Origin of the sequence: Microbulbifer guangxiensis, from assembly GCF_021729075.1 — a bacterium.
In the GTDB taxonomy this organism is placed as follows: Bacteria; Pseudomonadota; Gammaproteobacteria; order Pseudomonadales; family Cellvibrionaceae; genus Microbulbifer; species Microbulbifer guangxiensis.
Map to the genome: position 1 here is coordinate 174847 of NZ_JAJSAQ010000002.1, position 26958 is coordinate 201804.

At 61.3% G+C, this 26958-nt stretch carries 21 protein-coding genes; 6 read left to right on the forward strand and 15 right to left on the reverse strand.

Translation table 11 applies throughout. The annotated features are described in order from the left end of the window. Window positions 1–355: 355 nt before the first annotated feature. On the reverse strand, window positions 356–4219 hold the full coding sequence (purL, locus tag LVD12_RS04980; protein WP_237066116.1) for a phosphoribosylformylglycinamidine synthase: 3864 nt from the start codon (window positions 4217–4219) through the stop codon (window positions 356–358). Between the two features lie 456 nt (window positions 4220–4675). On the opposite strand from purL, the gene mltF reads away from it, so the two are divergent. Further along, window positions 4676–6157 carry a membrane-bound lytic murein transglycosylase MltF gene (mltF, locus tag LVD12_RS04985; RefSeq protein WP_237066119.1) on the forward strand — a complete coding sequence of 494 codons (1482 nt, stop codon included), beginning with the start codon at window positions 4676–4678 and terminating at the stop codon, window positions 6155–6157. Between the two features lie 91 nt (window positions 6158–6248). On the opposite strand, the gene LVD12_RS04990 is transcribed toward mltF, so the two are convergent. Both LVD12_RS04990 and LVD12_RS16065 read right to left on the reverse strand, forming a co-directional pair. Beyond that, on the reverse strand, window positions 6249–7721 hold the full coding sequence (locus LVD12_RS04990) for a dihydrolipoyl dehydrogenase family protein (RefSeq protein WP_255771447.1): 1473 nt from the start codon (window positions 7719–7721) through the stop codon (window positions 6249–6251). A gap of 3 nt (window positions 7722–7724) precedes the next feature. Next, window positions 7725–8414, reverse strand: a complete 690-nt coding sequence (locus LVD12_RS16065; protein ID WP_369413363.1) for a TVP38/TMEM64 family protein — start codon at window positions 8412–8414, stop codon at window positions 7725–7727. Window positions 8415–8710: 296 nt separating this feature from the next. On the opposite strand from LVD12_RS16065, the gene gloA2 reads away from it, so the two are divergent. Then, window positions 8711–9094 (forward strand): SMU1112c/YaeR family gloxylase I-like metalloprotein, encoded by a 384-nt coding sequence (gene gloA2, locus LVD12_RS04995; protein ID WP_237066121.1) that lies wholly within the window; start codon window positions 8711–8713, stop codon window positions 9092–9094. Between the two features lie 101 nt (window positions 9095–9195). Here the strand turns inward: gloA2 and sucD are convergent, their stop codons facing one another. The 9 genes from sucD to sdhC all read right to left on the reverse strand — a co-directional run bounded on the left by sucD (window position 9196) and on the right by sdhC (window position 20578). Beyond that, complete coding sequence (gene sucD, locus LVD12_RS05000) at window positions 9196–10068, reverse strand: succinate--CoA ligase subunit alpha (protein ID WP_237066123.1); 873 nt, start codon at window positions 10066–10068, stop codon at window positions 9196–9198. A 2-nt stretch (window positions 10069–10070) separates the two neighbouring features. After that, entirely contained in the window at window positions 10071–11237 is a 1167-nt protein-coding gene (gene sucC, locus LVD12_RS05005; RefSeq protein ID WP_237066125.1) for an ADP-forming succinate--CoA ligase subunit beta, read from the reverse strand. 176 nt (window positions 11238–11413) lie between these two features. Then, window positions 11414–12856 carry a dihydrolipoyl dehydrogenase gene (lpdA, locus tag LVD12_RS05010; RefSeq protein WP_237066127.1) on the reverse strand — a complete coding sequence of 481 codons (1443 nt, stop codon included), beginning with the start codon at window positions 12854–12856 and terminating at the stop codon, window positions 11414–11416. Window positions 12857–12930: 74 nt separating this feature from the next. Further along, complete coding sequence (odhB, locus tag LVD12_RS05015; RefSeq protein WP_237066129.1) at window positions 12931–14145, reverse strand: 2-oxoglutarate dehydrogenase complex dihydrolipoyllysine-residue succinyltransferase; 1215 nt, start codon at window positions 14143–14145, stop codon at window positions 12931–12933. A gap of 46 nt (window positions 14146–14191) precedes the next feature. Further along, entirely contained in the window at window positions 14192–17017 is a 2826-nt protein-coding gene (locus LVD12_RS05020) for a 2-oxoglutarate dehydrogenase E1 component (RefSeq protein ID WP_237066131.1), read from the reverse strand. 300 nt (window positions 17018–17317) lie between these two features. Continuing rightward, entirely contained in the window at window positions 17318–18022 is a 705-nt protein-coding gene (locus LVD12_RS05025; RefSeq protein WP_237066133.1) for a succinate dehydrogenase iron-sulfur subunit, read from the reverse strand. 43 nt (window positions 18023–18065) lie between these two features. Continuing rightward, window positions 18066–19838 carry a succinate dehydrogenase flavoprotein subunit gene (sdhA, locus tag LVD12_RS05030; RefSeq protein ID WP_237066135.1) on the reverse strand — a complete coding sequence of 591 codons (1773 nt, stop codon included), beginning with the start codon at window positions 19836–19838 and terminating at the stop codon, window positions 18066–18068. Between the two features lie 3 nt (window positions 19839–19841). Beyond that, complete coding sequence (gene sdhD / locus LVD12_RS05035) at window positions 19842–20210, reverse strand: succinate dehydrogenase, hydrophobic membrane anchor protein (RefSeq protein WP_237066137.1); 369 nt, start codon at window positions 20208–20210, stop codon at window positions 19842–19844. Continuing rightward, window positions 20204–20578 carry a succinate dehydrogenase, cytochrome b556 subunit gene (sdhC, locus tag LVD12_RS05040; protein ID WP_237066139.1) on the reverse strand — a complete coding sequence of 125 codons (375 nt, stop codon included), beginning with the start codon at window positions 20576–20578 and terminating at the stop codon, window positions 20204–20206. Before sdhC ends, sdhD begins: the two co-directional genes overlap by 7 nt. Window positions 20579–21038: 460 nt before the next feature. Between sdhC and gltA the strand changes: the two genes are divergently transcribed. Next, window positions 21039–22331 carry a citrate synthase gene (gltA, locus tag LVD12_RS05045; RefSeq protein WP_237066140.1) on the forward strand — a complete coding sequence of 431 codons (1293 nt, stop codon included), beginning with the start codon at window positions 21039–21041 and terminating at the stop codon, window positions 22329–22331. 720 nt (window positions 22332–23051) lie between these two features. Then, window positions 23052–23282 carry a putative cation transport regulator ChaB gene (gene chaB / locus LVD12_RS05050; protein ID WP_237066142.1) on the forward strand — a complete coding sequence of 77 codons (231 nt, stop codon included), beginning with the start codon at window positions 23052–23054 and terminating at the stop codon, window positions 23280–23282. Window positions 23283–23350: 68 nt separating this feature from the next. Here chaB and LVD12_RS05055 read toward each other — a convergent pair whose 3' ends face one another. Next, window positions 23351–23590 (reverse strand): DUF3820 family protein, encoded by a 240-nt coding sequence (locus LVD12_RS05055; RefSeq protein WP_237066144.1) that lies wholly within the window; start codon window positions 23588–23590, stop codon window positions 23351–23353. Window positions 23591–23776: 186 nt separating this feature from the next. Here LVD12_RS05055 and LVD12_RS05060 point away from each other — a divergent pair, with 186 nt between their 5' ends. Next, window positions 23777–24058: a YMGG-like glycine zipper-containing protein gene (locus tag LVD12_RS05060; RefSeq protein ID WP_237066146.1), complete on the forward strand. Its 282-nt coding sequence runs from the start codon at window positions 23777–23779 to the stop codon at window positions 24056–24058. Window positions 24059–24174: 116 nt separating this feature from the next. Further along, complete coding sequence (locus LVD12_RS05065; protein ID WP_237066148.1) at window positions 24175–24417, forward strand: YMGG-like glycine zipper-containing protein; 243 nt, start codon at window positions 24175–24177, stop codon at window positions 24415–24417. Window positions 24418–25502: 1085 nt separating this feature from the next. Here LVD12_RS05065 and LVD12_RS05070 read toward each other — a convergent pair. Both LVD12_RS05070 and LVD12_RS05075 read right to left on the reverse strand, forming a co-directional pair. Then, complete coding sequence (locus tag LVD12_RS05070; RefSeq protein WP_069948540.1) at window positions 25503–25688, reverse strand: hypothetical protein; 186 nt, start codon at window positions 25686–25688, stop codon at window positions 25503–25505. Between the two features lie 56 nt (window positions 25689–25744). After that, window positions 25745–26938, reverse strand: coding sequence for a BaiN/RdsA family NAD(P)/FAD-dependent oxidoreductase (locus tag LVD12_RS05075; RefSeq protein ID WP_237066150.1), 1194 nt, complete (start codon window positions 26936–26938; stop codon window positions 25745–25747). Window positions 26939–26958 lie beyond the last annotated feature (20 nt).

Sequence of the window (26958 nt, forward strand, 5' to 3'; positions counted from 1 at the left end):
CATGAACAAAGGAGAAAACAGAAATCCTGACGAGCGCAGGTGTACCGCAGAAAGGAGTCCAGTAATTTGTCGCTGCAACGCTGCGGCAAGTGGCCACAAAAAATCGCAAAGGTGCGGACTCAAGCTAGTGACATAGCCCCGCAGGCAGGATTTAAGACAGAGTGCCAGGGCCCATATTTCGAAACCGTCGGGTACAGGACGTACCCGACGGAGCTACAGGGATGTATTCATGCGTTTTCGAAATATGGGTCCTGGTGCTCTGTTACCCACGGATCCTCTTGGAAGGGACCATGGTGTTTATGAATACTCTGAGCCCGCACGACTGCAGGCTCTTTGAGTAGCGGCAGGATGACAATCAGTCGACGAACACACGCGCATTGCGGAACAGGCGCATCCAGCCGGAATCTTCCTGCCAGTCATCCGGGTGCCAGCTGTTGCTGACGGCACGGGCGACCCGCTCCGGGTGCGGCATCATGATGGTCACGCGGCCGTCCTCGGAACAGAGGGAAGTAATGCCGTTCACCGAGCCATTCGGGTTGGCCGGATAGGTCTCGGTAATCTGCTGGTGATTGTTCAGGTAGCGCATGGCAATGGTGCCGGACTGCTCACAGGTTTCCAGCGCCTTCTGGTCGGGGAATTCCACCCGGCCTTCACCGTGGGCGACCGCCACCGGCATCCAGGAGCCGGCCATGCCCTTGAACAGCACGGACGGGGAGTCCTCGATACCCACCAGCGCGAAACGCGCCTCGTACTGCTCGCTCAGGTTGCGCACGAAGCGCGGCCAGTGGCCGGCACCCGGGATCAGTTCCTTGATCACGGAGAACATCTGGCAGCCGTTGCACACGCCCAGACCGAAGGTTTCCTTGCGGTTGAAGAAGGCCTCGAACTGGTCGCGGGCACGGTCGTTGAACAGGATGGTCTTGGCCCAGCCCTCACCGGCACCCAGCACGTCACCGTAAGAGAAGCCACCGCAGCCCACCAGGCCCTGAAAATCGTCGAGGGTGACACGGCCGGCGAGAATGTCGCTCATGTGCACATCGACGGCGTTGAAGCCGGCGCGGTGGAAAGAATGCGCCATTTCTACCTGGCTGTTGACCCCCTGCTCCCGCAGGATCGCCACCTTCGGGCGCACACCCTTCTTGATGTAAGGGGCGGCGATATCCTCGTTGATGTCGTAGGTCAGGTTCACGGACAGGCCCGGATCGGCCTTGGCGATGGCGGCAAATTCCTGTGCCGCGCAATCAGCGTTGTCGCGCTGGGCCTGAATGCGATAGCTGGTCTCGGACCAGATCTGCTCCAGCTCGGCGCGTGAGCGACTGAAAATCTCATTGCCCTCACGGGTAATACGCAGGGTCTCTTCCCGGTTCAGGTAACCGATCCGGTGCGCCGGCACACCCAGCTCGCCCAGGCGCCGCACCAGCTTGCCAGCCTCATTGGCCGGCACCTGCATCACGGCACCCAGTTCCTCACTGAACAGCGCGGCAATCACGTCCTCGCCAAGCTCATAGATGTCCACGTCCACACCCACGCGACCGGCGAAGCACATTTCCGCCAGGGTCACGAACAGGCCGCCGTCGGAGCGGTCGTGGTAAGCGAGGATGATGTCATCTTCCAGCGCGTTCTGGATCACCTCGAAGAAACCGCGCAGGCGACCGGCGTCGTCCAGGTCGGCCGGCTTGTCACCCAGCTGGTTGTAAACCTGCGCCAGGCAGGAGCCACCCAGGCGGTTCTTGCCGGCACCCAGGTCCACCAGGATCAGCTCGCTGTCCATGCCCGGCTTCAGTTGCGGCGTCGCCGTCTTGCGGACGTCGGTCACGGGCGAGAAGGCAGAGATGATCAGCGACAGCGGCGCCGTGACCGACTTCTCCAGCCCCTTGTCGTCCCAGGCGGTGCGCATGGACATGGAATCCTTGCCCACCGGGATGGTGATGCCCAGCTCCGGGCACAGCTCCATACCAACGGCTTCCACAGTGCGATAGAGCTTTTCCTCTTCGCCCGGGTGGCCGGCGGCACACATCCAGTTGGCGGACAGTTTGATGTCGGACAGCTGGCGGATACGGGTACTGGCAATATTGGTGATCGCCTCACCCACGGCCAGGCGACCGGAAGCGGGCGCATCCAGCAGTGCCACCGGCGTGCGCTCACCCATGGCCATGGCTTCGCCAGCGTAGCTGTCGTAGGCCACCGTGGTCACCGCACAGTCCGCCACCGGCACCTGCCAGGGCCCCACCATCTGGTCGCGGGCAACCATACCGGTCACGGTGCGGTCGCCGATGGTGATCAGGAAGTTCTTGCTGGCGACGGTCGGCAGGCGCAGCACGCGTTCAACCGCCTCGTTGAGGTCGATGCCTGCAGTCTTGAAGGGCGTGGTTTTGACGTCACGCTTTTCCGCCTCGCGGTGCATTTTCGGCGGCTTGCCGAACAGCACGGACATGGGCAGGTCAACCGGCTTGCTGTCGAACTTCTTGTCGTTCAGCAGCAGGTGCTTGTCTTCGGTGGCCTCGCCCACCACCGCGAAGGGACAGCGCTCTCGGGCACAGATCTTCTCGAAGCGCTCCAGGTCATCCGGCATCACTGCCATCACGTAGCGCTCCTGGGATTCGTTACACCAGATTTCCAGCGGGCTCATACCCGGCTCGTCCGAGGGCACATTGCGCAGCTCGAATTTGCCACCGGTGCCGCCGTCTTTCACCAGCTCCGGGAAAGCGTTGGACAGGCCGCCGGCGCCCACATCGTGAATAAAGGCGATGGGGTTCTTGTCGCCGAGCTGCCAGCACTGGTCGATGACCTCCTGACAACGGCGCTCGATTTCCGGGTTCTGGCGCTGCACGGAGGCGAAATCCAGGTCCTCGGAGCTGGTGCCGCTGGCCATACTGGAGGCAGCGCCGCCACCGAGGCCGATCAGCATCGCCGGGCCGCCGAGCACCACCAGTTTCGCGCCTGGCTGGAACTCGGGCTTGTCGATATGTTCTTCGCGGATATTGCCGTAGCCGCCGGCAATCATGATCGGCTTGTGGTAGCCGCGGCGCTCGCCGTCGAAATCCTCTTCGAAGGTACGGAAGTAACCGCAGATATTCGGGCGGCCGAATTCGTTATTGAACGCGGCGCCACCGATCGGGCCCTCGATCATGATGTCGAGCGCGGTCACGATGCGCTCGGGCTTGCCGTAGTTCACTTCCCACGGCTGCAAGAAGTCCGGGATCTGCAGGTTGGAAACGGTAAAGCCGGTCAGGCCCACCTTGGGCTTGGAGCCGCGGCCTACGGCGCCCTCGTCGCGGATCTCACCGCCGGCCCCGGTGCCCGCACCCGGGAAGGGCGCGATAGCGGTCGGGTGGTTGTGGGTCTCCACCTTCATCAGCATATGGATCGGCTCGACACTGAAGCCGTATGCCTTGGTTTCCGGGTCCGGGTAGAAGCGGCCGGCTTTGGAACCCACCACCACCGCGGCGTTGTCCGAGTAGGCGGACAACACATTGTCGCCGCCCTTCTGGTAGGTATTGCGGATCATGCCGAACAGGGAGTGCGGCATGTCCTCGCCGTCGATGGTCCAGCTGGCGTTGAAGATCTTGTGACGGCAGTGCTCGGAGTTCGCCTGGGCGAACATCATCAGTTCTACGTCGGTGGGATTGCGCTCCAGCTCCCCGAAGCTGGTCAGCAGGTAGTCGATCTCGTCATCTGCCAGCGCCAGGCCGAGACTCACGTTGGCTTCTTCGAGGGCCATGCGACCGCCGTCGAGCACGTCAACCGAGGTCATCTGGCGGGCTTTTTCTTCCGCGAACAGCTGCTCGGCGTCGTTCAGGTCAAAAAAGACACTCTCCACCATGCGGTCGTGCAGCTGCGATGCCAGGTCGTGCCGTTCAGCTTCGGTTAACTCAATGCCGGTAAGGTAGTAGGCAACACCCCGCTCCAGGCGGTGGATCTGTGTGAGGCCGGCGTTGTGGGCAATGTCGGTCGCCTTGGAGGACCAGGGGGAGATGGTGCCCGGGCGTGGCACGATCAGCAGCAGCTCGCCCTGCGGCTCGTGCTTCTCCTCGGTGGGGCCGTACTGCAGCAGTCGCTCCAACAGCGCATGCTCCTTCTTGCTGAGCTTGTCGGTGTCAGAGAAATGCACGTACTCGGCGTAGACATCTTCGATGGCAGGCTGCAGGGCGCGCAGCTGGCTGAGTAACTTTTGGTGGCGAAATTTCGACAGTGCGGGAGCACCACGCAGAACTAGCATCGCGGGAGTTTGCCTCTTGTCTGAATGTGGGGAGAATGCGCCGCAGAACGATCGCGCAGACCCCGGGGATTGGAGAGGGCGCAATTGTACCCGAAGCCACGCCGCTCCAACACTGCCCAGCACCCAGCGGGGCACGGACATTTTTTGCTCGATCCGGCGAGCGAGGAAACAGGCGAAACTGGCGCGCATTTCATGTTGCCGCCCTTTCAGTCTAGCGGGCCCTACTAAACTTGACCTAGGGACAAGTGCCCTCACATCACACAGTATCGGTCCGGTTCACCCCGGTAGCCCCGCCATTAGGCAGGGCTGGCACCTTGGGGTAGAATTGGCCACCTTTTGACCGGCGCACCCCCATGAACCCGGGGGACACCTTGCTCAGGATGAGCCCCGTGCCGGTCCCCGCCGCGCTAGACCGCAGGCATAAAAGTAACAACTAAGGGACTAGAGGGGACGCGTATGATCATGAAAAGCCGCATGCTGCGCTATAGCCGCCGCCTCGCCAAAGGCCTGGCACTGGCTTGCTGTGCGTCGCTGCTGGTGGCCAGCAAGGCGCCCACGACCCTGGAGCGCATCAAGGCCTCCGGCAAGCTGGTGGTATTGTCCCAGAACGGCCCCACCACCTATTACGAGGACGCCAGCGGCAATCACACCGGCTTCGAGTACGGCATGCTGAAGGCCTTTGCCGACGAACTGGGCGTGCAACTGAAGATCCGCGACGTCCACGACCTCGACCAGATGTTCAGCCGACTGACCGACCCGGGGGAAGGGGCCCATCTGGCGGCAGCGGGCCTGACCGTCACCGAGGCGCGGCGTGAGCAGGTGCGTTTTACCCCCTCCTACTTCGAGATCCGCCAGCAGGTGATCTACCGCCTGGGCGAAGAGCGCCCGCGGGATATCAGTGACCTGGAAGGCAAAACGGTGGCAGTCGTGGCCGGCAGCGCCCATGCCGAGGAGCTCAAGCGCCTGGCCAGGCGGCATCCCGGCCTGCGCTGGGAGGAAATCAGCGACGTAGACGCCGTGGAGCTGATGGAAAAGGTGGACCAGGGGGAATATGACTACGCGATAGTGGATTCCAATGCCTATGCAGTCCACCGCGGCCTGTTCGCCAACACCCACGTGGCCTTCGACCTGACCCGTTTCCAGCCCGTCGCCTGGGCGTTCCCCCAGGGGGACGATGACACCCTGTACCTGGCTGCCCGACGCTTTATGGTGCGCGCCAATACCAGCGGCCTGGTGGCGGAGCTGCGGGAGAAGTTCTTCGGTCATGTCAGCAAGCTGAATCCCGGTGGCGCCAAGGCCTTCGCCAAGAGCACCCGCGAGCGTTTGCCCCAGTGGCGTGATGTGATGCAGGAAGTGGCCGAGCAGTATGAACTGGACTGGCACCTGCTGGCCGCGCTCAGCTACCAGGAATCCCACTGGAACCCCCGCGCCAAGTCGCGTACCGGCGTGCGCGGCCTGATGATGCTGACCCGCAGCACCGCAAAAGAACTCGGGGTCAATCGCCTCGATCCCAAAGAGAGTATCGAGGGCGGCGCCCGTTATATTGTCCAGATCCGCGACAAACTCCCCGAGCGAATCCGCGAGCCCGACCGCACCTGGATGGCACTGGCCGCCTACAACGTGGGTTACGGCCACCTGGAGGATGCCCGCGTGCTGACCGAAAAAACCGGCGGCAACCCGGACCGCTGGACTGACGTCCGCGAGCGCCTGCCGCTACTGGCCAAGCGCCAGTACTACAAGCAGACCAGGCACGGCTACGCCCGCGGCTGGGAACCGGTCACCTATGTGCAGAATATCCGTCACTACCAGACGCTGTTGAGCTGGAGCAGCCGCATTGAGGAACAGCGGCTCGCCGAAGCGGAGGCCGAACGCCGGGCCGAGGAAGCGCTGGCGGAAAACAATTCTGCCGTCGAGGCCGCAGCCGCCTCAGCGCTCTGACCGATCCGGAGGGGGCCCTTCTGCGGCTCCCGCCTCCAGCCAATAGCAACAGCAATCACTCACACCCTCGCTTTTCAGCGCCCCCATTCGCTCAGCCCCGGCGCCAGCGGTGGAAGTGCGCCAGCAGCTTGAGCGCTGCTTCTGGTGCATGGGCCCGTTTCCAGTCGCCGGCGGCAGAGCGATTCGCCTCCATCATCGTCGGGTAGATGTGGATGGTGCCCAGCAGCTTGTTGAGCCCCAGGCCGTGCTTCATGGCCATGACAAACTCGGCAATAAGCTCTGCGGCATTTTCACCCACGATCGCCGCCCCCAGAATCCGGTCTTTGCCCTTCGCCGTCAGCACCCGCACAAAACCGCGGCGACTGCCCTCGACGATGGCCCGGTCCAGCCCTTCCAGATCGTAGCGGGTGACCTCGTAGGCAATCCCCTGCTCCTGAGCCTGGCTCTCCGTCAGGCCGACACTGGCCACCTCGGGATCCACGAACACCGCCCGGGGCACGACGGAATAGTCGACCCGGAACTTCTTCAGGTCACCAAACAGGCCGTTCACTGCCGCATACCAGGCCTGGTGCGAAGCCATATGGGTAAACTGATACGGCCCCACCAGGTCTCCGGCTGCCAGGATATGTGGCTGCACTGAGCGCAGGTATCCATCGGTTTTCAGTCGGCCGTCCTCGACCAGCCCCAGCTCCTCCAGGCCAAAACCCTCTACCCGCGGACGGCGCCCCAGCGCCAGCAACAGCTGGTCAAATGCGAGTGACCGCTCATCCCCGGCACTACTTACGAAAGCTTGTCCCCCGCCCTGCTGCACCGGTTCAAAGCGCTCCGCCTCGGTGCCGGTCAGCACGGTGACACCATCCATGGCCAGAGCTTCGGCAACCGCGACAGAGACCTCTTCGTCCTCGGCCGGCAACAGACGTGGAGCCTTTTCCACTAGCGTGACTTCGGAGCCGAGCCGGGCAAATGCCTGGGCCAGTTCACAACCGATGGCACCGCCGCCGAGAACCAGCAGCCGCTCCGGCGCTCGCTCGAGCTCAGCGAACCGCTCCCACAGGGTTTCACTGGTGACGTACCCGACCTGATCCAGTCCCGGCAGTGGCGGCACTATGGGTGAAGCACCAGTGGCGAGAACAATGGCGCGGCCGGTCAGTGTCTGCTCACTGCCATCATCGAGGCTGACGCGAACAGTCCAGGGATCCTGTAATCTTGCATAGCCCTTGAGCACCTCGACACCGAGGCCGGTGTATCGCTCGACACTGTCGTGGGGCTCGATGGTCTCGATGGACTGGCGCACATGGGCCATCACCGCGGGGAAATCGATTTCCGGCTCCGGCAACCGCACGCCGAACTGACCGGACTCCCGCGCCAGCTGTGCCACACGCGCACACTTGATCAACGCCTTGCTCGGCACACAGCCGGTATTGAGGCAGTCGCCCCCCATCTCCCCCGCCTCGATCAGGGTCACTTTCGCCTTCACCGCCGCGGCGATATAGGCACTCACCAGCCCGGCGGCACCGGCACCGATCACGATCAGGTTGCGGTCAAACTGCTTCGGCTTCTGCATGTTTCAGTGCTCCCGTGCGGATTTGAACCGCTTGATGGCCCGCAGCGCCCATTTGGCCAGCAGGGGGAAGGCACCCAGCAGGGCAAAGGAAAGAATCAGGGGAGGAGAGAGGATATCGCCAAGACTCTCGATATGGGCGAGCTGGGTGCCCGCATTCACATAGACCACCGTGGCCGGCAGCATGCCCAGCTGGCTGACCCAGTAAAAAGTCCAGGTTCGAATCCGGGTCAGGCCCATCAGGATATTGATGATGAAAAACGGAAAGACCGGCACCAGCCGCAGGGCAAACAGATAGAAGGTGCCCTCCCGTTCGACACCGCGGTTGATCGCCTGCAGCCGCTCACCAAAGCGTGCCTGAACCCAGTCGTGCAGCAGGTAGCGCGCAGCCAGGAACGCCAGGGTGGCACCGATACTCGACGCAAAGGAGACGATGACGGTGCCCCACAGCAGCCCGAACAGCGCGCCGGCAGCCAGCGATAGGATCGCAGCCCCGGGCAGGGACAGCCCGGTGACCGCGATGTAGAGCAGCGTAAACAGCAAGCCGACAATCAGCGGCGACTCTTTCTGCCAGGCCGCGAACTGCGCCTGCCCCTCTTTCAACCGCTCCAGTGTCAGCCACTCGTTGAGATCAAATACAAAGAAAGCCGTGGCGAGAGCCAGCAGCACGGCGATAAGAATAACTTTCTTGGCCACGATTGGTTTCCGCTTATCCAGATCTATACGAGTCATTGCCGGTGAGATTCAAAGATACACTGTGGGACTGCTTACGGGCGAACCGCCGTAGCGGACCTGCCGCCACAACACCCCGGATACCACACCGGTGCAGTGCATTGGCTCAGTGGACGTTGGTCGCCGGCCTGGCGGAATTGTTACACCCGGCTGACCGGTGGGAAGCGCCGGGTTTGCTTGCCCCGGCTGATGGAGCTATGGTGCGCTCCCTGCCCCTACTAAAGCATCTCAAGACATTCCACTGACTCTGCGGGAGCCCCATGCTCAACGGTATCCATCACGTCGCCATTATCTGTTCCGATTACGCCAGGTCGAAAAAATTCTATACACAGATTCTGAAGCTTGAGGTCATAGCGGAGAACTACCGGGCTGAAAGAAATTCCTGGAAACTCGACCTCGCGCTTCCCGATGGCAGCCAGCTGGAACTGTTCTCCTTCCCCGACGCACCCGAGCGACCCAGCTATCCCGAAGCCCGGGGCCTGCGGCATCTCGCGTTCCGTGTGACAAGCCTGGAACCGGTGATCGAACATCTGCAGCACTGTGGCATTGAGGTGGAACCCGTGCGCATCGATGAGTACACCGGCAAGCGCTTCACCTTCTTCAGCGATCCGGATGGACTGCCGCTGGAGCTTTATGAAAGCTAATCCCACTTTGTTAAAGCTCTCCTTTTCCAAGCGTCTTTCTTTCACCAATAAAAAAGGCTGCCCGAAGGCAGCCTTTTTTGCGAAGTAAAACAGACCGCTGATTACCAGCCGGCTGCTTCCTTCAGTGCGTCGCCGATATCGGCCAGGGAGCGCACGGTTTTGACACCGGCGTCTTCCAGTGCAGCGAATTTCTCGTCCGCGGTGCCCTTGCCACCGGAGATGATCGCACCGGCGTGGCCCATGCGCTTGCCGGGAGGAGCGGTCACACCAGCAATGTAGGAAACCACCGGCTTGGTGACGTTTTCCTTGATGTAGGCCGCCGCCTCTTCTTCCGCAGTACCGCCGATCTCACCGATCATGACGATCGCTTCGGTCTGCGGATCCTTCTCGAACATCTCCAGGATGTCGATGAAGTTGGAACCCGGGATGGGGTCGCCACCGATACCCACGCAGGTGGACTGGCCGAAACCGTGGTCAGTAGTCTGCTTGACCGCTTCGTAGGTCAGGGTACCGGAACGGGAAACGATGCCCACTTTGCCCGGCTTGTGGATGTGACCCGGCATGATGCCGATCTTGCACTCACCGGGAGTGATCACGCCCGGGCAGTTCGGGCCGATCAGGCGCACGCCCAGCTCGTCGCACTTGACCTTGGCGTCCAGCATATCCAGGGTAGGGATGCCTTCGGTGATGCAGACGATCAGCTTGATGCCGCCATTGGCCGCTTCCAGGATGGAATCCTTACAGAACGGAGCCGGAACATAGATCACGGATGCTTCCGCACCGGTAGCCTCAACCGCTTCTTTCACGGTGTTGAAGACCGGCAGGCCCAGGTGCTCCTGGCCGCCCTTGCCCGGGGTAACACCACCGACCATCTTGGTGCCGTAAGCAATGGCCTGCTCGGAGTGGAAGGTGCCCTGGGAGCCGGTGAAGCCCTGACAGATGACCTTGGTATCTTTGTTAATCAGTACGGACATGATTATTTACCCTCCGCCGCTTTAACCACTTGCTGAGCCGCGTCGGTCAGGCTGGTGGCCGCGATAATGTTCAGACCGCTCTCGCTCAGTACCTTGGCACCCAGGTCTGCGTTGTTGCCTTCCAGGCGCACCACAACGGGAATTTTCACGCCCACTTCTTTCACAGCGCCGATCACGCCCTCTGCGATCATGTCGCAACGCACGATGCCGCCGAAGATGTTGATCAGTACGGCCTTCACGTTTTCATCAGAGAGAATGATCTTGAACGCCTCGACCACGCGCTCCTTGGTTGCGCCGCCGCCGACGTCCAGGAAGTTGGCCGGCTTGCCGCCGTGCAGGTTGACAATGTCCATGGTACCCATGGCCAGGCCGGCACCGTTCACCATGCAGCCGATGTTGCCATCGAGAGCCACGTAGTTGAGGTCCCACTTGGCTGCGTGGGCTTCACGGGCGTCTTCCTGGCTCGGGTCATGCATTTCGCGCAGGTCGGCGTGACGGTACAGCGCATTGCTGTCGATCACGACCTTGGCGTCCAGGCAGTGCAGGTTGCCCTCATCGGTAATCACCAGCGGGTTGATTTCCAGCAGCGCCAGGTCTTTCTCTTCGAACATCTTGGCGAGGCCGAGGAAGATCTTGGTGAACTGCTTCACCTGGGTCGGGTTCAGACCCAGCTGGAAAGCCAGCTCGCGCGCCTGGTAAGGCTGTGCGCCCACCAGAGGATCGATGGTGGCCTTAAGGATTTTTTCCGGAGTCTCTTCCGCAACTTTCTCGATCTCGACACCGCCTTCGGTGGAGGCCATGAACACGATGCGACGGGTGGAGCGGTCGACAACCGCACCCAGGTAGAGCTCCTGGTCGATGTCGGTGCAGCTCTCAACCAGAATTCGGGAGACCGGCTGACCGTTTTCGTCTGTCTGATAGGTAACCAGGCGCTCACCCAGCCACTTCTTGGCGAATTCTTCAATTTCCGCCTTGGAATCCACCAGCTTTACACCGCCGGCCTTGCCGCGGCCACCGGCGTGTACCTGGGCCTTTACCACCCACTTGTCGCCACCGATTTCATCTGCCGCTGCTGCTGCCGCTGCCGGGGTTTCCGCTGCAATGCCTTTGGAAACCGGCAATCCGTATGCTGCAAACAGTTGTTTGCCCTGATACTCATGCAAGTTCATAGTTGATACCAATTCACTTTTAAAAAATTAGAGGTCGGGGATCCCTCTCCCGCATCCATAATGGGCAAACGGTCGCCGCGAATGGCGTAAAGGCAGGCCCACCGGAATGGATCCTGCCTTTTCGTTGGCCCGAACGAGACGGGGCGAACACAAGGCCCGCCCCTACTTCCTGATTGTTACTTGCGCTTCTTGCGGTTCGCGATGTGGATCGCGTGCCCGTTCACTGCCAGCGCCGCTTCCTTCACCGCTTCGGACAGGGTCGGGTGGCCGAACACGGTCATACCGATGTCTTCCGCACTGGAACCGAATTCCATCGCAATCGCCACCTGCTGGACCAGGTCCGCCGCAGACGGGCCGATCACGTGGGCACCCAGTACACGGTCGCTCTCGGCGTGGGCGATGATCTTCACCATGCCGCCGGTGTCGTTCGCTGCCATGGCACGGCCGGAGGCGGCAAACGGGAAGACGCCTACATTGTAGGGCTCACCGTCGGCTTTCACCTGTTCTTCGGTGCGGCCTACGGAAGCGATTTCCGGGTGGGTGTAGATCACGTTGGGGATGACGTCATAGTTCATCATCGGCTTCTGGCCGGCGATGCGCTCGGCAACCACCACACCCTCTTCAGAGGCCTTGTGAGCCAGCATCGGGCCGCGCACCACGTCACCCACAGCCCAGACGCCCGGAGCGGAAGTCATGCACAGGTCGTTGACGTAGATAAAGCCGCGCTCGTCCAGCTTCACGCCGGCATCTTCGGACAGCAGGCCTTCGGTGTACGGACGACGGCCGACACACACGATCAGGCGATCGAAGGTTTCCTGCTGCTCTTTGCCATCCTTGTCTTCGTAGGTCACGACCACTTCGTCTTTCTTGACTTCGGAGCCGGTCACTCGACAGGACAGGCGCACGTCCAGACCCTGCTTCTTGAAGGTCTTCTGGGCTTCCTTGGCGATCTGCTTGTCCCAGATGGCGAGGAAGTCGTCCAGGGCTTCCAGTACCACCACGTCGGAACCCAGGCGGCTCCAGACGGAACCCAGTTCCAGACCGATGACACCGGCACCGATCACGCCCAGGCGCTTCGGCACCTTGTCGAATTCCAGTGCGCCGGTAGAGTCGACGATCACCTTGTTGTCCACCGGGGCCGGCGGAATGTTTACCGGCACGGAACCGGAAGCCAGGATGATGTTCTCGGCCTCGTAGACGGTGGTCTTGCCCTCGTCGTCAGTCACTTCCACTTTCTTGTTGGCCAGCAGCTTGCCGCTGCCCCAGATGGAAGTCACTTTGTTGGCGGTGAACAGGCCGGATACGCCGCCGGTGAGCTTCTTGACGATGTCGTCCTTGCGCTCGAGCATTTTCGGTACATCGATCTTGACGCTCTTGGTCTCGATGCCGTGAATGTCGAAGTCGTCCTTTGCTTCGTGGTACTTCCAGGAGCTGTCCAGCAGCGCCTTGGAGGGAATACAACCGACGTTCAGGCAGGTGCCGCCGTTAACGCCCTTGCCTTCCTTGTTCTTCCACTTTTCCACACAGGCGGTTTTCAGGCCGAGCTGGGCCGCGCGAATGGCCGCTACGTATCCCCCCGGACCGGAGCCAATAACGATTACGTCAAATTTTTCCGACATGGTCAGTTCCAGATATTCGTGTGTTCAGAATTTCCGCGGGGGCTGCGCCCCCGCAGGATGAGTGCTTGGCGCGCTTAGACTTCCAGCAGGATGCGCGCGGGATCCTCAATCATTTCCTTGATGGCCACCAGGAAGCCAACGGCCTCTTTACCGTCGATCAGGCGGTGGTCGTAGGACAGGGCCAGGTACATCATCGGCAGGATTTCCACCTTGCCGTCGACCGCCATCGGGCGCTCCTGGATTTTGTGCATGCCCAGAATCGCAGTCTGCGGCGGGTTCAGGATCGGGGTGGACAGCAGGGAACCGAACACACCGCCGTTGGTGATGGTGAAGGTACCACCGGTCATTTCCTCGATGGACAGCTTGCCGTCGCGGGCGCGCAGACCCAGGTCACGGATATTGTTTTCCATATCCGCCAGGCCCATGTTCTCGGCGTTGCGCAGGATCGGTACCACCAGACCCTTCGGGGAAGAGACTGCTACACCGATATCCTGATAGCCGTGATAGACGATATCGTCACCGTCGATAGAGGCGTTCACCGCCGGGTAGCGCTTCAGCGCTTCCACCGCCGCCTTGACGAAGAAGCCCATGAAGCCGAGACGGGTGCCGTTGTGCACCTTCTCGAACAGGTCCTTGTAGTTCTTGCGCAGGTCCATGATCGGCTTCATGTTCACCTCGTTGAAGGTGGTGAGCATGGCAGTGGACTGGGAGGCATCCAGCAGGCGCTCGGCGATACGCTTGCGCATACGGGTCATCGGCACGCGCTTCTCGACGCGCTCACCGGCGGCAACCGGCACTTCCGCGGCTGCAGCTGCAGGAGCTGCGGCCGGGGCCTTCTCGGCTTTCTGTACGTCTTCCTTGGTGATGCGGCCGCCCTTGCCGGAGCCCTGGACCTTGCTCAGGTCGACGCCCTTCTCTTCGGCCAGCTTGCGTGCAGCCGGATTTACCAGCTGGTCTTCACCGCCCTTGGAAGTTTCGGCTTCCTCTTTCTTGGGCTCTTCCTTTGCCTCTTCCTTCGCACCTTCGTCCTTGGATGCGCCGCCGCCGGCGGCGCCTTCTTCAAACTTGGCGATCACCTCGTTGGAGAGGACGGTATCGCCCTCGTCCTTGATGATTTCACTGATGGCGCCATCGGCCGGGGCCACCACTTCCAGGACCACCTTGTCGGTTTCGATATCCACGATCAGTTCATCGCGGGAGACAGCCTCACCGGGCTTCTTGTGCCAGGTGGCAACGGTGCCATCCTGAACGGATTCCGGGAAAGTTGGCGCTTTAATCTCGATCGTCATTGTTCCTGTTCCTGAGATTGACTCTTCACTAATTACTGCCGCCGATTTACTTGACGGTCAGCGCCTCGTTGATGAACTTGTTCTGTTCTTCCAGGTGCGTGGACATATAGCCCGCAGCCGGGGCTGCGGAGGCCGGACGGCCCACATATTCCAGTTCCAGCTTCGGATGCGATTCTGCCAGCAGGCGACGCATATGATGCTGGCTGTGGTACCAGGCACCCTGGTTCATGGGCTCTTCCTGACACCAGGCCACACTCTTTATGTTCTTGAATGCGGACACGGCATCCACGAACTCTTCGTCCGGGAAGGGGTAGAGCTGCTCGATACGCACGAAGGCGACATCTTCCTGCTCGCGCTCGATGCGCGCTTCCAGCAAATGGTAGTAGACCTTGCCGGAGCACAGGATGAGGCGCTTCACCTTGGCCGGGTCGACACCCTCGTCCTGGATCACGTTGTGGAAGTGGCCATTGGCCAGCTCGTCCAGGCTGGAGGTAGCCAGCTTGTGGCGCAGGATCCACTTCGGGCTCATGATCACCAGCGGGCGGCGCATCGGGCGGATGGCCTGGCGACGCAGCAGGTGGAAAATCTGAGCCGGCGTGGTGGCGTTGCACACCTGGATATTGTGCTCGGCACACAGCTGCATGAAGCGCTCCAGGCGCGCGGAGGAATGCTCCGGGCCCTGGCCCTCATAGCCGTGCGGCAACAGCATCACCAGGCCGCACATACGGCCCCACTTGTGCTCACCAGAAGTGATGAACTGGTCGATCACCACCTGGGCACCGTTGGCGAAGTCGCCGAACTGGGCTTCCCAGATCACCAGGGACTTGGGCGTGGTGGTGGCGTAGCCATATTCGAATGCCAGCACACCCTCTTCCGACAGCAGGGAGTCATAGATGTAGAACGGCGGCTGGCCGTCGTACATGTTCTGCAGCGGCACGTAGGACTGTCCGTCCTTCTGGCTGTGGATCACCGCGTGGCGGTGGGAGAAGGTACCGCGACCCACGTCCTCACCGGTCAGGCGCACCAGGTAACCCTGCTCCAGCAGCGTGCCGTAGGCCAGGGTCTCGGCCATGCCCCAGTTCAGCGGCAGGGCGCCACCGGCCATCTTGCGGCGGTCTTCATAGATCTTGGAAACCTGGCGCTGCAGTACCACGCCGTCCGGCACCGTGGTCATACGGTTGGCCACGTCTTTCAGCTTGGCCATCGGGAAGCTGGTGTCACCGGGCACGGTCCACTCATGGTTCAGGAACGGGCTCCAGTCCACGAACATGGATTCGTCCGGCTGTTTCACCAGGCCGGTGGCCACGTCTTCGCCTTTATCCAGCTTGTCGCGGTAGTCGGAGGCGAGCTTGTCTGCCTCGTCCTTGGACAGTACCTTCTCTTCCACCAGTTTTTCGGCGTAGAGGGTGCGGGTGGTCTTCTGCTTGCGAATCGCCTGGTACATCAGCGGCTGGGTACCGGACGGATCGTCGGTCTCGTTGTGGCCGCGGCGGCGGTAGCACACCAGGTCGATGACGATGTCTTTCTTGAACTCGTAGCGGTAATCCACGGCCAGCAGGCCCGCCAGTACGACCATCTCCGGATCGTCACCGTTCACGTGCAGCACCGGGGCGTCGATCATCTTGGCGACGTCGGTACAGTACTCGGTGGAGCGGGCGTCCTCGCGCTTGCTGGTGGTGAAGCCCACCTGGTTGTTCAGCACGATGTGCACGGAGCCGCCGGTGTAGTAACCGCGGGTCTGGGACATCTGCAGGGTTTCCTGCACCACACCCTGGCCGGCGAAGGCCGCGTCGCCGTGGATGTTGATCGGCATCACCTTCTCGCCGGTGTTGTCGCTGCGGCGATCCTGGCGCGCACGCACAGAGCCCACCACTACCGGTGCACAGATCTCCAGGTGCGAGGGGTTGAAGGCCAGGGCCAGGTGCACTTCGCCACCGGGGGTCATCACGTTGGAGGAGAAGCCCTGGTGGTATTTCACGTCACCGGAGGTATCCAGGGTCTTCTTGCCCTCGAACTCCTCGAACAGGTCCGACGGGTTCTTGCCGAGGATATTGACCAGGGTGTTGAGGCGGCCGCGGTGGGCCATGCCCATTACCACTTCCTTCACCCCGTAGGTGCCGGAGCGGCGGATCAGCGCGTCCATCAGCGGGATCAGGCTCTCGCCACCCTCGACGCCAAAGCGCTTGGTGCCCGGGTACTTGGAATCCAGATGGCGCTCCAGGCCCTCGGCCGCGGACAGGCGCTGCAGGATTTCCTTGCGGATATCGGCACCGAAGTTCGGACGCGCCTGGCTGCGCTCGAGGCGCTGCTGAAACCACTGCTGCTCTTCCAGATTCGAAAGATGCATGATTTCCGCGCCGAGATTGCCGCAGTAGGTGCGCTCCAGCCCCTCTACAATTTCCCGCAGGGTGGCTTCACCCTTGCCGAAGAACAGGTCACCGGTCTGGAAGGTGGTGTCGAAATCACCCTCGGTGAGACCGTGGTAATTCAGCTGCAGATCCGGCACCTGTTCGCGGGCCATCAGCCCGAGCGGATCCAGGGTGGCCTTCTTGTGGCCACGGTGACGGTAGGAGTTGATCAGCTGCAGGACGCGAACCTGCTTGCGCTCGTGTTCGACATTGATGGCGCCGGCACCGGGTGCGGCCAGCGGGCGGGTGCGGTTCTTGGCCAGCAGCTCGAAGTGGGTGCGGATGGCCTCGTGGGAGACGTCACCACCCGCCACGCGCGGGAGGCTGTCAAAGTAATTGCGCCACTCCTCCGGCACGCCACTGGGGTCGTGCAGATAGGTTTCGTAGAGGTCCTCCACGTAGGCGGCGTTGCCCCCGGAGATATGGGAGCTACGCCACAGCTGCTCCATGGTGCTTTCGTGCATGTTGGTGCCTACCTCGTTGCAGTGTCCATCGGCGACACTGCGCTTTTCTAAGTTCCTGCCTGCCGCGGCGGTCCGATCGCCCGCGGCACCAGCGCCCTCTCTGCCGGCGCCAAAGCCTGGTTGCAACAAAACGCCTGCCACTGCCCGTGAGCCAGCCCGGTGGCTAACCCACAAAAGGGGAGGCGCCGTCAGTCACCTCCCCTTTTTATTGTGGCAGCGGCTCAGGCGCCGTCGCTTGATGCTGTAACCCCCGCCCGGCCTGGGCCGGTGGGGATCCGCCCCTGAGACACCGGCGCCGGATCAGACGGCGCGGGTCAGCAGCATATTGCGGATATGGCCGATGGCCCGGGTCGGATTGAGACCCTTCGGGCACACGTTCACACAGTTCTGGATGCCGTGGCAGCGGAAAACGCTGAAGGGGTCATCCAGGTTGGACAGACGCTCGTCGGTAGCGGTGTCGCGGGTATCCGCCAGGAAGCGGTAGGCCTGCAGCAGGCCCGCCGGACCGATGAACTTGTCCGGGTTCCACCAGAAAGACGGACAGGCGGTGGAACAGCACGCGCAGAGAATGCATTCGTACAGGCCGTCCAGCTTCTCGCGGTCTTCCGGGCTCTGCAGGCGCTCGATGGCCGGAGCCGGGGTGTCGTTCTGCAGGTAAGGTTCGATCTTCTTGTACTGCTCGTAGAACTGCTCCATGTCCACGACCAGGTCGCGGATCACAGGCAGGCCCGGCAGCGGGCGCAGGACCAGCTTGCCCTTGGGCGCCGCCTCGGACAGCGGCGTGGTGCAGGCAAGGCCGTTGCGGCCGGAAATGTTCATACCGTCGGAACCGCACACACCCTCACGGCAGGAGCGACGGAAAGACAGGGTGGAGTCCTCGGCCTTCAGCATCTCGAGTACGTCCAGCACCATCAGGTCCTTGCCCTGGGTGTCCAGCTCGTAGTCCTGCATGTAGGGAGCCTTGTCGGTCTCCGGGTTGTAACGGTAAATGCTTACTTTCAACATATGTCTGCTTCCGAATGAAGGGCGCCAGGCGCCCTGCAATCTCTTAGTAGGTGCGGGCCTTGGGCTCGAACGCCTCCATGGTGGTCGGTGCGAAGTTCACCGCGCGCTTGCCGACGCGTTTCTCCGCTGGGAAGAACATGGAGTGGCACAGCCAGTTCTCGTCGTCGCGCTCCTGGAAGTCCTCACGCGCGTGGGCGCCGCGGCTCTCGACGCGGGTCTCGGCAGCGATGGCCGTGGCTTCGGCCACTTCCAGCAGGTTCTGCAGTTCCAGCGCCTCAATACGGGCGGTGTTGAAGGCGCGGCTCTTGTCGTCCAGGCGCACGTTCTCGATGCGACTGCGCAGGTCTTCCAGCTTCTTGACGCCCTCGGCCATGTAGTCGCCGCGGCGGAATACACCGAAGTGGTTCTGCATGACGTTCTGCAGTTCACGGCGCAGGTCGGAGGCCTTCTCACCGTTGTTCTTGTTCTCGAGGTTGTTCAGGCGCGCCATGGCGGCCTCGATATCCGACTCGGAAGCCTCGCGGTGCTCGATACCCTCGCGCAGGGACTGCTCGATGAACAGGCCGGAGGCGCGACCGAAGACCACCAGGTCCAGCAGCGAGTTACCACCCAGGCGGTTGGCGCCATGTACGGACACACAGGCAACCTCACCGCAGGCGTAGAAGCCGTCGATGACCTGGTCGTTGCCGGAGGCATCCTGGGTCAGGGCCTGGCCGTGCACGTTGGTGGGGATACCACCCATCATGTAGTGACAGGTCGGCACCACCGGGATCGGATCCTTGACCGGATCCACGTGGGCAAAGGTCTTGGCCAGCTCGCAGATACCCGGCAGGCGGCTGTTCAGCACTTCCTCGCCCAGGTGGTCGAGCTTCAGGAATACATGGTCGCCATCCGGGCCGGCACCGCGGCCGTCGAGGATCTCCAGCACCATGGAGCGGGCCACCACATCGCGGGAGGCCAGGTCTTTGGCGTTGGGGGCGTAGCGCTCCATGAAACGCTCGCCGTCCTTGTTGACCAGGTAACCACCCTCACCGCGGCAGCCCTCGGTGACCAGCACGCCGGCACCGTGGATACCGGTCGGGTGGAACTGCCACATCTCCATGTCCTGCACCGGGAAACCGGCGCGCAGGGCCATGCCGACACCGTCACCGGTGTTGATGTGGGCGTTGGTGGTGGAGGCGTAAATACGGCCGGCACCGCCAGTGGCCAGCACGGTGGCCTTGGATTTGATGAAGACCACTTCACCGTCTTCGATGGAGAGCGCAATCACACCCACCACGGCGCCATCCTGGTTCTTCACCACGTCCACGGCGAACCACTCGTTCAGGAAGACAGTGTTGTTCTTGACGTTGTTCTGGTACAGCGTGTGCAGCAGGGCGTGACCGGTCCGGTCTGCCGCGGCACAGGTACGCGCCGCCTGGCCGCCGCGGCCGAAGTCCTTGGACTGGCCACCGAACGGACGCTGGTAGATGCGGCCATTCTCGGTACGGGAGAACGGCAGGCCCATGTGCTCAAGCTCGAACACGGCTTCCGGGCCAACGGAACACATGTACTCGATCGCGTCCTGGTCACCGATGTAGTCGGAACCTTTGACGGTGTCATACATGTGCCAGCGCCAGTCGTCCTGCGGATCGGCACTGGCAATTGCACAGGTGATCCCCCCCTGGGCGGACACAGTGTGCGAACGGGTGGGAAATACCTTGGTGATGACCGCGGTCTTGAAGCCGGATTGGGCCATCTGCAGCGCGGCACGCATACCAGCACCGCCGCCGCCAATCACAATCCCATCAAAGGAAATGGTTCGCATGTTCGCCATAAATTACACACCCCACAGAATTTGAATGCCCCACACCGTGTAGATCACGGCAACCGCACCCAGCACGCTCTGCGCCAGGACCCGCAGAACGGTCGCCTTGGGACCCATCATGCGATTGGTGAGGTAATCGGTAACCACAGACCAGAGACCGATCCATGCATGCACCACTACCGACAGCAGCGCCACCAGGCTGAAGATGCGCATCCAGAAGTTCTGGAACAGCGCCGACCAGGCCTGGTAACCGAAGTCATCAGTCAGAAAAATGAAACCCACAATAAAGAGGGTGTAAGCAGCCAGGACAACCGCTGTGACACGCTGATACAGCCAGTCAAATACGCCGCTGCGGCCGAAACTCGTGACGGTCGTTACCATAACCATACTCCCACTGCCAGAATCAGGATGACGCTCAGGACCAGCACCAGCACGGCACCACGCCGGCCACCTTCCAGGGACTCACCGATCCCAAGGTCCATGAACAAATGACGTACGCCAGCCACCAGGTGATAGATGAGGGCGGCCAGAGAGGCCCACAGGATGAGCTTGGCGGGAACGCTGTTGAATGTCTCGGCTACACTTGCGAAGCCCTGTTCGGACTCGAGACTGGTTCCCAGCATCCACAGCAACAATGCCATCACGGCGAAGAGCACAACGCCGGAGATACGATGCAGAATGGAAACCAGTGCGGCAGCGGGGAGCTTGATAGTGGAAATGTCTAGATTGACAGGTCTGTTTTTGTTCACAGGAAAAACACCTTGTTGCCCTGAACGACCGGGCGCCCGTTAGCTTTCAATGGAGGGGCGATTTGCCTGCAGTGCTCACTTTGCACACGACCTGACGAAGCCTTGTACAAAATGGCCGTACCTTGGCGCAGGCCGCGCGGATTATAGGCATTTGGCATTCAAAAGACAATGAAACTGCGGCCGTACCCCGGCGGCCCGCCCGGGGCGACCTGGCGCGAAAACGCTTCCCGGGCGGGAGGTCGACGCCGAAGATACTTGGATACTCGACGGGGTTATTCAGGCAATTCCGCTCCCACTCACAAGTGTGACCGCATATTCTGCCGTTTCCCACCAGTGCAGCCCGCCCGTTTCCGTTTGACAATTGGGGGCGCGACACTTAAGTTTGGCCCCGCTCAAAAGCCCGCTACTGCCCACAGTGACAGGGAATCAGGCGGCATAAGAACAGTTTTAGGAGTCCGCAATGTCCGATAAAAAAGCGCAACTTACGGTCGACGGTATCGACGGCACCATCGAGATGCCTGTGCTCTCCGGCACTCTCGGCCCCGACGTTGTCGACGTCGGCAAGCTGACCGGCAAGGGCTTGTTTACCTACGACCCGGGCTTTGTGTCCACCGCCGCCTGCGAATCCAAGATCACCTATATCGATGGCGCCAAGGGCCAACTGCTGCACCGCGGCTACCCCATCGAGCAGCTGGCGGAGCAGTCCGACTACCTGGAAACCTGCTACCTGCTGATGAACGGCGAGCTGCCGAGCGCAGAAGAGAAGAGAGAGTACGTCGAGACCATCATGAACCACACCATGGTCCATGAGTCCATCGTCAACTTCTTCAAGGGCTTCCGCTACGACGCCCACCCCATGGCCATGATGTGTGGTGTGGTCGGCGCCCTCGCCTCCTTCTACCACGACTCCCTGGACATCAACGACCCCGAACACCGCAGAATCTCTGCCCACCGCCTGATCGCCAAGATGCCGACCCTGGCTGCCATGTGCTACAAGCACTCCAAGGGCCAGCCGTTCATGTACCCGGACAACAACCTGGGCTACGCAGAGAATTTCCTGCACATGATGTTCGGCAACCCCTGTGAGCCCAGCACGATCGACCCGATCGTGGCCAAGGCCATGGACGTGATCTTCCTGCTGCACGCCGACCACGAGCAGAACGCTTCCACCTCTACCGTGCGTCTCGCCGGCTCCTCCGGCGCCAACCCGTTTGCCTGCATCTCCTCCGGCATCGCCGCCCTGTGGGGACCGGCCCACGGTGGTGCCAACGAGGCAGTACTGAACATGCTGCAGGAGATCGGCGATGAGAGCCGTATCGACGAGTACGTTGCCAAGGCCAAGGACAAGAACGACCCGTTCCGCCTGATGGGCTTCGGTCACCGCGTTTACAAGAACTTCGACCCGCGCTCCCGTGTCATGCAGGGCATCTGCGACGAAGTTCTGGGTGCCATGGGTGCCGAGAACGACCCGCTGCTGCGCATCGCCAAGAAGCTGGAGAAGATCGCGCTGGAAGACGAATATTTCGTCGAGAAGAAGCTGTACCCGAACGTGGACTTCTACTCCGGCATCATCATGAAAGCCATCGGTATCCCCACCGACATGTTCACCGTGATCTTCGCCACCGGCCGTACCGCCGGCTGGATCGCGCACTGGAACGAGATGATCTCCAACCCCTACAAGATCGGCCGTCCGCGCCAGCTGTACACCGGCTACACCCAGCGCGACTACATGCCGCTGGACAAGCGCAAGTAAGACGCTTACCCAACCCAAATAAAAACCCGGCCTCCGCGCCGGGTTTTTTGTGCCTGGGTAATCTTCAGCAAATGCATCTTCAGCAAATACAAAGGGCGCCGAAGCGCCCCTTGTATTGGTCACACCCTGTGAGAGTGAATAACGGTGACTGCAATGCCCACCCAGAACTACCTCGGACTCGCCAAGGGCAGCCAGGCTGCAGGGAGGGTGAGCCCAGCCCAAATGACAGCGATGTCATTCAGTTTTAAATTAGCATGAAAATTTACGTGCGCAATTTCCAGATCTAAAAACATGAAGGAAATCACACCTCTGGCGCGTAGTATTGCCGGGATGGGCACCCTCGACTGACCGGGTGTGAGAGGCAGAATAAAAAACTTTCAGCTGGCTTGAACAACCTGCCCGGTATCCATAAAAAGCAGGTAGCCAGAAAAGAGAATAGCGGCCGAATTCATTTCGACCGCTCCCTCTCTTTAAGCTGTCCGAACGTTAGAACCGCATGTTCACTCGCTGAAGTCGTCTCAGACCAGTGGTCACCCGCTGTGGGTCTATTTACGGTCTTGTCCGGGCTCCATTGCGGACCGCTTCTTCTTGCCGCCCCGCACTACAAACAGTGTCGGAGCTTCTTACCTAGGCAATATGTATTTTAGTGTTGGGCGCACCTGTCACAAGTTTTCTGATCCCCCGTCTACACTCGGGAAAACTGCATTTGGAGCCGTTGCCATGCCCTATAAAAACCGCGAGGAACTGCCAGACAACGTCAGGAACGTCCTTCCGCCACACGCCCAGTCCATCTACAAAGAAGCATTCAACAGTGCCTGGGACCAGTATGCGAAACCGGAGGACCGGCGGGGAGACTCCAGCCGGGAAGAAACCGCACACGCAGTGGCCTGGTCTGCGGTGAAAGAAAAATATGAAAAGGGGGATGACGATCGCTGGCATCCCAAGTCCTGAAGCACTTTACCAGGCGTCCAGCTTGATTCGCCGCACAGTCGAGCCTGGGCTCGAACACCTGAGCTGGCCTAGCGGCTGCTCCCAGCTCGCGGCCCGGGCCTTTTCAGCGGGCGAATCAATCCCTCCAGCCCCTCGATCTTGATCTCCAGGGTCAATGCCAGCAGGTGGCCGAGCCGCCCCTTGGGGAATTCCTTTTTCTGGAACCAGAGCAGGTACTCCTCGGGCAGGTCGATCAACATGCGCCCGGCATACTTGCCAAACGGCATAGGCGTGCGGGCGATATCCAACAGGTCTTCTTTCTCAAACATCGGCTTTCCCAGCCTCCCCTGATTGCTCCCCAGCCAGCAACACAACAGCACGACTGGGGACCGTCATCACACGACAATAAACTCGTTGCTCGTGGGTCCTGCGACTCTGCACCTCGCGTGTTCCCGAGGCAAAACAGGCCCAACTTTATCTCTCCCTTATCGCTATCCACCATCGGGAGCCACAACATGCTGAATCACATACTCAAACGTGCGGGACTCGCCTCACTGGTATCCGCCACCGTGCTCGCCGGCAGCCTCTCCAGCGGCTGCGCCAACATGAATGATACCGACCGCCGCATCGGCACCGGCGTCGGCATTGGTGCCGTCACCGGCGCCCTGATCTCTGGCGGACGCCCCGGGGGCACCGCAGCAGGTGCGGTACTGGGTGCGGGAGCCGGCTGGCTCTACGACCGCGAGAGAAAACGGCACTACTACTACGATCGCCACGGCCGCCGCATCTACCGCTAAGCAACATCCGGGCGCAGACCGCTGACTGAGGCCGTCACGATATCAGGGCGCACCGTTGCCGAGCGTGGGCAACCTTACACTGAAACTGTTTTTTGCTGGAAGAATTCGAGGTACTTATGCGCATTCGTGTCATACAAAACTGTGGCCTGGCCGCCATCCTGACGGCGGGCCTGGCCAGCGTCGGCTGTGCCAACATGAGTGATTCGCAGCGTCGCGTCACCACCGGGGCCGGCATCGGTGCCGCTTCAGGTGCATTGATCCGCGGTGACACCCGCGGCGTCGCTACCGGTGCAGCCATTGGGGCCGCAGGAGGCTGGATCTACGACCGCAACCAGCGCCGCTGGAAGCGACGTCGCTAGCCCAGATCGACTGGCTTCACTGGAGCCGGCGCCTTGAACGGGCTGCCGGCTCCTTAATTTCCCTCAACCGCCAATGATGGGATTATGCCCTTCCTGTGGTCGCTGTTTGCCACCCCATTGTGGTGCGGCTTCAAAAACCGCCTCCGAACATTTCGCCCTAAATTCAGGGGATGCCCCGTCATGACAAAGTGCTATTAGCATGGCCTGCGACCAGGTGTGGGATTCAATGACCATCGTCATCCCGGCCCAGGCCGGGATCCAGAAAACCTGCAAAGTACGGGGAGGACGGATACGAGCCTGTACCGGCATAACGACTGCAGAAAATCCTCTACCCCGTCATCCCGGCGCAGGCCGGGATCCAGAAAACCTGCCAAGTACGGGGAGGACAGATACCAGCCTGTACCGGCATAATGACTGCAGAAAATCCTCTACCCCGTCATCCCGGCGCAGGCCGGGATCCAGGTAACATGTGCAGCGCGAGGGAGATGGATACCGGCCTACGCCGGTATGACGACTGCAGAAAATCCCCTACCCCGTCATCCCGGCGCAGGCCGGGATCCAGAAAACCTGCCAAGTACGGGGAGGACAGATACCAGCCTGTACCGGTATAACGACTGCAGAAAATCCCCCACCCCCGTCATCCCGGCGCAGGCCGGGACCCAGGTAACATGTGCAGCACGAGGAAGATGGATACCGGCCTTCGCCGGTATGACGACTCGAATAAATCTCCTCCTTCGCCACCCTGGCAAGGGCCGAGATCTAGCAAACCCGAGGAATACCAGGGCGGTTGATACCGGCCTGCGCCGACATGATGCGCCCAATAAACATCCCTGTCGTCATCCCGGCGCAGGCCGGGATCCAGAAAGCGTGAAAAGTACGAGGGGGGTGATGGATGCCGGCCTACGCCGGCATGACGACAGTAGAAAATCCCCCACCCCCGTCATCCCGGCGCAGGCCGGGATCCAGGTAACCTGTGAAGAACGAGGACGTTGGATACCGGCCTGCGCCGGTATGACGATAATGGAGGAGTGAGGCTTAGGGAGACTTGGGGAGGCTTAACCGCAAATTAAACCGTAAGCAGCCACCTACAACAATTTAGTTTTGGTCTTGCCACACCGCTCGCAGCGGTACTCGGTCACCAGCTTGCCCTGCTTGACGTCGAACTTGCGCTCGGTGACTACCTGCCACTTGTGGAAGCCGTCGCGGCACAGGCTGCTGCCCTTGTGCTTCTGCCATGCGGTTTTGCGCTTGAAGGGAATCACATCGCCCATGGATGCTCGACTCCTGCCCGGTTTACGCCGGTGCTGTTGGAAGAGGTGGGGTTATATTAAACCACTTCCCCGGCGGCGTGGGCGGAAGACCAGGCCCACTGAAAGTTGTAGCCCCCAAGCCAGCCGGTTACATCCAGCACCTCGCCAATAAAATACAGACCCGGCTGGGACTTGCACTCCATGGTGCGGGAAGAGATCGCATCCGTATCCACCCCGCCGAGAGTGACTTCCGCCGTGCGGTAGCCCTCGGTGCCCGCTGGCACCAGCTCCCAGGTCTGCAGCCTGCTGCCAATTTCCGACAGTTCAGCCGGGCTGAACTGCTTGAGGGGGCGGCTCTCTATGCCCTTTTCGGCGAGAAAGTGCTGGACCAGCTTCCTGCTCCACAGGCCGGCGAGCACCGTATGCAGGTGAGCTTCCGGTTTCTCCGCCCGCTGCTGGGCGAGCCACTCGGCCAGATCCCTGTCCGGAGCCAGGTCGAAAGAAACCCGCTCGCCTTCACGCCAGTGACTGGAAATCTGCAGCACCGCCGGACCACTCAGGCCGCGATGGGTAAACAGCATCTGCTCGTGGAAACTGCCGGGCCCGCAGCTGGCAGTCACCGGCAGTGCACTGCCGGGCAGCTCCTGCTGTCGTTCCAGCTGGCGCTTGTGCTGGGTGAAAGGCACCAGCGCGGCACGGGTCGGCACAACGCGCAGGCCAAATTGCTGCGCGATCTCATAACCAAACCCGGTGGCGCCCATGGTAGGGATCGACAGGCCGCCGGTGGCAATCACCAGCGACTCACACTGCACCGGTCCCAGGCTGGTCTCCACCCGGTAACCCGATTCCAGCGGCTGCACTGACTCGATACTGCAGCGGGTGCGGATCTGCGCCCTGGCCGCACGACACTCCGCCAGCAGCAGGTCGACAATGTCTTTGGACTTGTTGTCGCAGAACAGCTGGCCGAGGGTTTTCTCGTGATACGGGATGCCGTGCTTCTCCACCAGCGCAATGAAGTCCCACTGGGTGTAGCGGGCCAGTGCCGATTTGCAGAAGTGCGGATTCTCGCTGTAGAAATTTTCTGGCGACGTGTACAGGTTGGTGAAATTACAGCGCCCGCCACCGGACATCAGGATCTTCTTGCCCACCTTGTTGGCATGATCCAGTACCAGCGCACTGCGACCCCGCTGACCGGCCACGGCCGCACACATCAGGCCCGCAGCGCCGGCACCGATGATGAGGACATCGATCTGTTGGGGGAGATCATTCATGGCAGCGAAGTAACAGAGGC